The following is a 6,825-nucleotide window of genomic DNA, read 5'->3' as shown; positions in this document are numbered from 1 at the left end:
CGTATGTCACGCGCCATCCGAGACGTCAGTCGGCCTCATCCAGACCGGAACAATTTGAACGTGAACGCCCGGCTGCCATTGCCGTGATCGAAATGGCGGCTGGTGACACGACTGCTTGATCTACCCCCTGATGTCGGCGTTGGCCGAAGAGCGCAGCGCGGTGCCGGTGACGGCCACCGACGGCCCGCCCAGCCCCTGCATGGCCTCGCGGCGCAGGCGGGCGCTTTCCACCTCGCGCGCGGCGGCCGCCAGCCGGTCGGAGCGGGTGAGCAGCAGCTGCTCGGCCTGCGCGTAGCTCAGGGGCTCGGCCGCAGGGCCGGCCTGGGCCTGGACGGCGGCCGGGGCCAGGCCCAGGGCCAGCAGCGCCGCCGAAGCATGTAGGAGTGTGTTCTTCACGGTGGTCACGCCGGGTAGTATAGGAGTGGACGGGGCGAGAACACCGCATTGTGCATAAAGCCGCATGCTGCCGGCCCGCCAGCGGCGTTACATACAAAAACAGCCTCCATCCCTTGATGGACAAGCGCTGGCAGCTATTCAATCAGGAGCATGCGCGCAGCGAATAAAATGCCCCGCATCCTCCAATCCACTGCCCGCGAACGGCATCCCACGGGATGCCGTTCTTCATTGCCATGAGCGACGACACCCTCCTCTCCCAGCCCGGCCTGAACAGCCTGTCCAAGTCCTTCGAGCCCGCGCCGCTGGAGGCGCACTGGGGGCCGCTGTGGGAGCAGCGCGGCTACGGCCGCGCCGGCGTGCGCGGCACCGGCCAGGCCGATGCCGGCCAGCCCTCCTTCGCCATCCAGCTGCCGCCGCCCAACGTGACGGGCACGCTGCACATGGGCCACGCGTTCAACCAAACCATCATGGACAGCCTGACGCGCTACCACCGCATGCTGGGCCACAACACCGTCTGGGTGCCGGGCACGGACCACGCCGGCATCGCCACGCAGATCGTGGTGGAGCGCCAGCTGCAGGGCCAGGGCACCAGCCGCCACGACCTGGGACGCGAGCTACAACCCACGCCACCCCGAACGCACGCTGCTCTACCAAACGGTAGCCGAGCACCACGAGACCTGGCTAGAGTTGGCCAGCGCGGGTCAGTTCGACGGCCAGGGCGACCACCACACCCCCAAGCCCTTCGTGCGCAAAGCGTTTGCCAAGTATCTTGAGTGCGGCATCTTTGCCCATGGCTTTGCCCGCGCTCGCTGCGGCGACTGTGGGCACGACTACTTTGTAGCCTTCTCCTGCAAAGGCCGGGGAGTCTGCCCCTCGTGCACCAGCCCGTCCGCATGGATGGAAAAGACTGGTAGCGCTTTCGGCTGGCCCTTCTTCTTGCCTTGCGTTTCGGTTGGCTTGAGGTCGTCCCAAACGCCTTGCACGGTTTTGTTCAGTTCGTCGATGAAGCGTTCCGGCATGGTTTTCAAGAGTTCGGCAGTGATTGCGTTCGCGTCCTCAAATTGCTTCCTTGCTTCGGCTTCTTTCTCCCGTCGCTTTTGGCGTTCTTTTTCGTACTCGTCGAACGTTTTTCTGTGTCTTGCCTGTGCTTCCGCTTCTGCTTTTTCGGCTTGCCGTTGTGCTTCCTCTTTGTCTTTCTGTCGGCGTGCTTCTCCTTCTGCTGTGAGGGCCGGTTTCACCAGTTCGCCCGATTTGGCCTCGATGGTGATCGAAAGCGGTTCGCCGCGATGGTCTACCAGATCGAACGGCAGACCATCAGCATCGAAGGCGGTTAGGTAGAGATTGGCCCCATAGACCTTGTGCCCCGGCCTCACAGCTTCGTATTTTTCTGCTGCTGCGTGCAGTGCTTCCGCTAGGCGTTCTGCCGTGATTTCTCCTTTGATCTTGATTCTCATGGCAACCTCCATCCGTAGGTGCCATCCGATGCGGGCTTGACGTAGCACACGCCTTTTTCGACGTACCACCCTGGCCTATCGCACTTCGCCAAGCTGGCGAGGCTTCCGGTTTGCGCGAAACGGTAGGCCAAGCGCCCCTCTGGCGTGTTGGCCCATGCCGCCGCCGCTTTCTCGTCCTTGGCTTCGGTGTATCCCGCGCCGTATCCGGCCTGATAGCCCGAATCCTTGCCGCTGCTGTGCATGTACCAGCCGAACAGGCCGACGCACAGGAAGGCCACGGCGATGCAGCCCGCCGCCCACTGCCACATCTGCTTTGCTGATGTGTTGTGCGCGACCTCTTGCGCTGCTGCTGCTACCGCTTGCGCCAAATCCGCCTTGGCTGCTTCCGCTGATGCTTTCACGGTTGCATCCGCCGTTACCTTGAAATTGACCAAGGTATCTTTGGCTGCTTGTGCTATCGCTTGCGGGAACTTCTCATACTGGCCTTGGTAGTGTTGCAAGGCCATGAGCACCAGCCACAGCGCATCATTGTTTTTCAGGCCGAGTGCATCCCGAACCCGGTAAAGACTTTGCCGCTCCGCGTCACTGGGTTGCCTGCCGAGCAGCTTTGCAAAGCTGTCGTCAAGGTCACTCATGGACTACGGCCTCCAATACCTTTTTAACCTCATTGCGCCACCGGGTAAGCTCCGCACGGTTGCCAATGGGCAGTTCCTTGAGTGCTATCGCAATGCTCATGCGCTTGCTGTAAATGTCATCGCTCACACGGTCGGCCAAGTCCGGGAATGTCACCGACTTCCCGCCGCGTTCCTCTACCGCCGTGCGCAGCTTGGAGCCGTTGTAAAGCTCGAATTTTTTTTCTTCTCCGAAGTGTCCATTGCGCACCACGTGAACGGCCGAGTTCGGGATTGCATCCATGTATTCCTTGAGCAGTTCGAGGCTATCCCGTTGACGGTTAATCACCCACAGCGTGACCAGCTTGCGCTTGAGTTCCGCAAGCGTGCTATTCAGTGTTTCACCGTAGGTGCTCACACCCTTGTTATTCCGCGCTGCCGTGTTGATGACCACGACGCTATCCGGTTTGCTATCGCACAAGTTCACTAGCTGAATCCATCCGTCCGCCTCATCCAGATTGATAAGCTCCGTTTCCGTGCTTTCCTTATAGGCTTTCCATACGTCCGGGTTAGAGGTGTCAGACTCAATCAGCAATACGCTTTCGCCGCGCTCTTGCAGGTAATCAACCGTTGCCATCGTGACAAGCGACTTGCCAACGCCGCCCTTGCTGCCACCGATCAGGTAAATGCTTTTCGCCATGTTGCTTACTCCTTAAATGTCGTCGCTGTCAGGTTTCGGGGTGAATGTCGCCTTTGATGTATCCGCAGGCTTCTTGACGGCGGGGAGGCGCGGGGGTGTGTCTCCCGGTGCTTGCACCGGGGCTTTTTTCGCTAGCTTTGCTCTCTGCAAGTAGCTCTTGAGCGTTGGGGTTGCGATGCTCAGACCTTCGCCGCGCAGCGTCTCTGAAATCTGGTCAAGCGTGTATCCACGCTTTTGCAAAGCCGCGATCTCTTTGGAAAGGATGCGCACGGCCTCTTGCTTGCTGTGCTCCTGCTTCTTCTTCTCTACTGGAGGCATCTCCCGCAGCTTTGCAGCGATAGCCTCTAGCTGTTCTGTTGTGTACTTCATCGTGCTAACTCCTTTGCTCACTGGTTACGGAGTTGACAGCATAGCGCCATTTGTGCTTGTTGCAAAGTGCGTCCCGTGCACCTAAACTGCTGATACGATAGTAAAGCGGTTGAGCTTAACAGGATGCGGATTGTCATACACATGGCTACGCCATGTTCCTGCCAATCCCCGCCTGCCCATTCGGCGCTTCGCTTCTCACGGTCTGGCTCATCCTGCAAGGGGCGCGCCCCTTGACCCCGGACAGTGCGGCGCTTTCGCTTCTTACTGTCCAAGACACACCCCGCCCCCGCCGCCCCGGCGAGAAGGAGACACGATGCCATTTGAAACGCAAGGGCCGGAACCGCTAGACGCCGTTATCAACGTGCGGCTGACCGCAGCGGAGAAGGCCCGTCTGAAAGAGGATGCCGACCTTGCCGGGTTGAGCATGTCGGAGCTTGTCCGCCGCCGTTACTTCGGCAGGCCGATCATTGCCAACGCCGACGCCGTGATGCTCAAAGAGCTACGCCGCATCGGCGGCTTGCTTAAACACATTCACAACGAAAGCGGAGGCGTTTACAGCAAGGAAACAGCCGGAGCGCTGCTGGCAGTGAAAGCCTACATCGAGAGGTTGAGCCGTGATCGTTAAGAAGGTGCCGAACTCAAAAACCAAGCACAAGACGGGGAGCATCCGCGACTTGGCCGACTACATCCGCGAGCCGCACAACCAGAACCCGGATGAAAAGGTGCTGTACGCCAACGGGCGCGGTTTCCTCTGTGACGGCCACGCCGCACAGCGTGAAGAAATGGTAGCCCTTGCCGCTGAATCCGTGCGCAGCAAGAACCCGGTCAATCACTACATCATGAGTTGGCGAGAGGGCGAGCAGCCCAGCCCGGAGCAGGTGGAAGAAGCAGTAAGCATCTTCATGGAAGAACTCGGATGGAAAGACCACCAGGCCATCTACGGCTTGCACAAAGATACGGACAATATCCATCTGCACATCGCCATCAACCGTGTGCATCCTGAAAAGCTCAAGATTGTCGAGATTAACCGGGGCTTTGATATCGAAATGGCGCACAAGGCCATTGCCCGGATTGAGCACGCGCAAGGCTGGCAGCGTGAGCAAAACGGGCGCTATCAGGTGTTGGAGAACGGGGAGCTAGGCCGAGCGCCATACGACCCGGAAAAGCCACGCCAGCCCGACCAGAAGAAGCGGGACATGGAGAACCGCACCGGGGAGAAGTCAGCCCACCGTATCGCCATCGAGGACGGTGCAGCCATCATCAAGCAGGCGCAAAGCTGGGAGCAGTTGCACCGCGAGTTAGCAGCCAAGGGGATGCGCTACGAGAAAACCGGCAGCGGGGCAACCGTGTTTGTCGGGGATGTTGGCGTGAAGGCCAGCGACGTAGACCGCAACGCAAGCCTTGCCAAGATGCAGAAGCGTCTAGGCGAGTATCAGCCCGCGCCGCAGCATCAGCAGGTAGCGCAGCGCGAGCCGGAGCCTATCAAGCCAGACGTGCCGGGCTGGAAGGACTACATCACCGGGCGCAAGGCTCATTACGCCGCAAAGAACGCGGCCAAGCTGGCGCTGGACAAGCAGCAGGAGCAGGAGCGCAAGCAACTGGCCGAGCAGCAGAAGGCCCGCCGCGATGAACTCATGCGCGGCAACTGGAAAGGCAAGGGCGAAGTGCTCAACGCCATGCGCAGCGTGATTGCCGCCGAGCAGGCCGCAGAGAAAGCCGCTTTGAAAGAGAAACACCAGAAGCAGCGTGAGCAGTGGCGGCAGCAGTTCCGCCCCTATCCCGACCTGGAGCAGTGGCAGCGGATGCAGAAAAGCCCGGAGCTTGCCGAGCAGTGGCGGCACCGGGCCAGTGAACCGCAGCGCATCGAGGGCGACCGCAGCGAGCCGCCGACGGTGCGAGACATCCGCGCCTATGTGCCGGAAATCGTCGGTCAGCAGGTGCACTACAGCCGCAAGGACGAAGCGGGGAGGGGCGGGGGTGTGTCTTTCGTGGACAAGGGCAAGAGCATCGACATTCACGACTGGCGCAACCGGGACAGCACGCTTGCCGCCTTGCAGCTATCGGCGCAGAAGTGGGGCAGCTTCACCGTGACAGGGTGCGACGAATACAAGACCATGTGCGTGAAGTTAGCAGCAGAGCACGGCTTCAAGATCACGAATCCTGAGCTTCAGGAGAGCATCCAGCGGGAGCGGCAGCGGATACAGCAGGAGAGGGCGCAAGCGATGAAATCGGAGCAGCTAAAGCAGTTCGAGCGGTACGCGGAAGCGGTAGGCGCGGAGCGTTACCGGGTGACAAGCATCAAGATGCGCGAGGACGGCGGCAAGCAAACCTTCATCCTCGACAAAAAGGACGGCATCACGCGGGGTTTCACGCCGCAGGAGATTGAGCAGCGCACGCCGGAGATGCAGCGCCTACAGCGCAGGGGCGAAAACCTCTACTACACGCCGCTATCGGACAAGAAGCATCACATCCTGATCGACGACATGAGCCGGGAGAAGCTGGAGCGGCTTATCAAGGACGGCTACCAGCCCGCCGCCGTGCTGGAATCCAGCCCCGGCAACTATCAGGCCATCATCACCGTGCCGAAGCTGGGGACGGTCCATGACAAGGACGTGGGCAACCGGCTGAGCGATGCCCTGAACCGCGAATACGGCGACCCGAAGCTATCGGGCGCTATCCATCCGCACCGCGCACCCGGCTACGAGAACCGCAAGCCCAAGCACCAGCGGGAGGACGGCAGCTATCCCGAGGTGCGCTTGCTCAAGGCCGAGCGCCGCGAGTGCGTCAAGGCGCTGGCTCTGTCCAGCCAGATCGACGCCGAGTATCAGCGGCAAGCCGCCTTGAAGGCGCAGCAGCCCGAGCGCAGCAAGGCCAAGCCCGCCTTGGAGCTTGCAGCGGCCAGCGGCAGCGCGATCGACGCCTATCAGCGGCATTACCGCGACGTGCTCAAGCGGCAGCGGGGCGGCGAGGTGGATTTGTCCCGCGTGGATTCCATGATTGCCGTGCGGATGCGCGTTACCGGCCACGATCAAGCCGCCATCGAGGGCGCTATCCGCCAGTGCGCCCCGGCCACCCGGCAGAAGGACGAGGGGCGCGACTGGAACGACTACGCGCAGCGCACCGCCCGCTATGCCTACAGCGCCGCAGGCGACCGGCAAGCCGCCGAGCTTGGGAAGTACCGCCAGCAGTGGGAGAAGCTGGAAGGGCGCGAGCCTGTACGCCAGCAGGAGCAGGCCAAGGCGCAGAAGATCGAGCGCGACAACTCACCCGGCATGAGTCGATAAGACTTGATGTA

The 6,825-nt window shown here is 61.1% G+C and carries 7 protein-coding genes and 2 pseudogenes; 4 read left to right on the top strand and 5 right to left on the bottom strand.

Annotation, left to right across the window (positions count from 1 at the left end):
• Nucleotides 1-120 precede the first annotated feature (120 nt).
• Nucleotides 121-396: a hypothetical protein gene (locus ISG32_RS26995; RefSeq protein ID WP_194774087.1), complete on the bottom strand. Its 276-nt coding sequence runs from the start codon at nucleotides 394-396 to the stop codon at nucleotides 121-123.
• Nucleotides 397-629: 233 nt separating this feature from the next.
• On the opposite strand from ISG32_RS26995, the pseudogene ISG32_RS26990 reads away from it, so the two are divergent.
• A pseudogene (locus ISG32_RS26990) lies at nucleotides 630-1,028 on the top strand (class I tRNA ligase family protein); the annotation flags it as partial.
• A gap of 10 nt (nucleotides 1,029-1,038) precedes the next feature.
• Nucleotides 1,039-1,281: pseudogene (locus ISG32_RS26985) on the top strand (transposase zinc-binding domain-containing protein); the annotation flags it as partial.
• On the opposite strand, the gene ISG32_RS26980 reads toward ISG32_RS26985, so the two are convergent.
• The 4 genes from ISG32_RS26980 to ISG32_RS26965 are packed head-to-tail and all read right to left on the bottom strand — an operon-like array spanning nucleotide 1,227 to nucleotide 3,530.
• Nucleotides 1,227-1,850, bottom strand: a complete 624-nt coding sequence (locus ISG32_RS26980) for an OfxX fusion product (RefSeq protein WP_228530150.1) — start codon at nucleotides 1,848-1,850, stop codon at nucleotides 1,227-1,229. The pseudogene ISG32_RS26985 and the gene ISG32_RS26980 sit on opposite strands and share 55 nt — an antisense overlap.
• Nucleotides 1,847-2,485, bottom strand: coding sequence for a DUF6753 family protein (locus ISG32_RS26975; protein WP_009873359.1), 639 nt, complete (start codon nucleotides 2,483-2,485; stop codon nucleotides 1,847-1,849). The genes ISG32_RS26980 and ISG32_RS26975 overlap by 4 nt, the downstream gene beginning before the upstream one ends.
• On the bottom strand, nucleotides 2,478-3,161 hold the full coding sequence (locus tag ISG32_RS26970) for a nucleotide-binding protein (RefSeq protein WP_166312488.1): 684 nt from the start codon (nucleotides 3,159-3,161) through the stop codon (nucleotides 2,478-2,480). Before ISG32_RS26970 ends, ISG32_RS26975 begins: the two co-directional genes overlap by 8 nt.
• Nucleotides 3,162-3,173: 12 nt before the next feature.
• The gene (locus ISG32_RS26965) at nucleotides 3,174-3,530 is read right to left on the bottom strand and encodes a protein mobC (RefSeq protein ID WP_194774086.1); all 357 of its coding nucleotides are present in this window, start codon (nucleotides 3,528-3,530) and stop codon (nucleotides 3,174-3,176) included.
• Between the two features lie 313 nt (nucleotides 3,531-3,843).
• Here ISG32_RS26965 and ISG32_RS26960 point away from each other — a divergent pair, with 313 nt between their 5' ends.
• Together ISG32_RS26960 and traI are read left to right on the top strand one after the other, a co-directional pair.
• Complete coding sequence (locus ISG32_RS26960) at nucleotides 3,844-4,155, top strand: plasmid mobilization protein (RefSeq protein WP_166312490.1); 312 nt, start codon at nucleotides 3,844-3,846, stop codon at nucleotides 4,153-4,155.
• Nucleotides 4,145-6,814: a TraI/MobA(P) family conjugative relaxase gene (gene traI, locus ISG32_RS26955; RefSeq protein WP_194774085.1), complete on the top strand. Its 2,670-nt coding sequence runs from the start codon at nucleotides 4,145-4,147 to the stop codon at nucleotides 6,812-6,814. Before ISG32_RS26960 ends, traI begins: the two co-directional genes overlap by 11 nt.
• Nucleotides 6,815-6,825: the final 11 nt, after the last annotated feature.

Origin of the sequence: Diaphorobacter caeni (genome assembly GCF_015354245.1) — a bacterium.
Lineage (GTDB): Bacteria > Pseudomonadota > Gammaproteobacteria > Burkholderiales > Burkholderiaceae_C > Diaphorobacter_A > Diaphorobacter_A caeni.
This window is presented reverse-complemented; position numbering and strand designations above follow the sequence as displayed.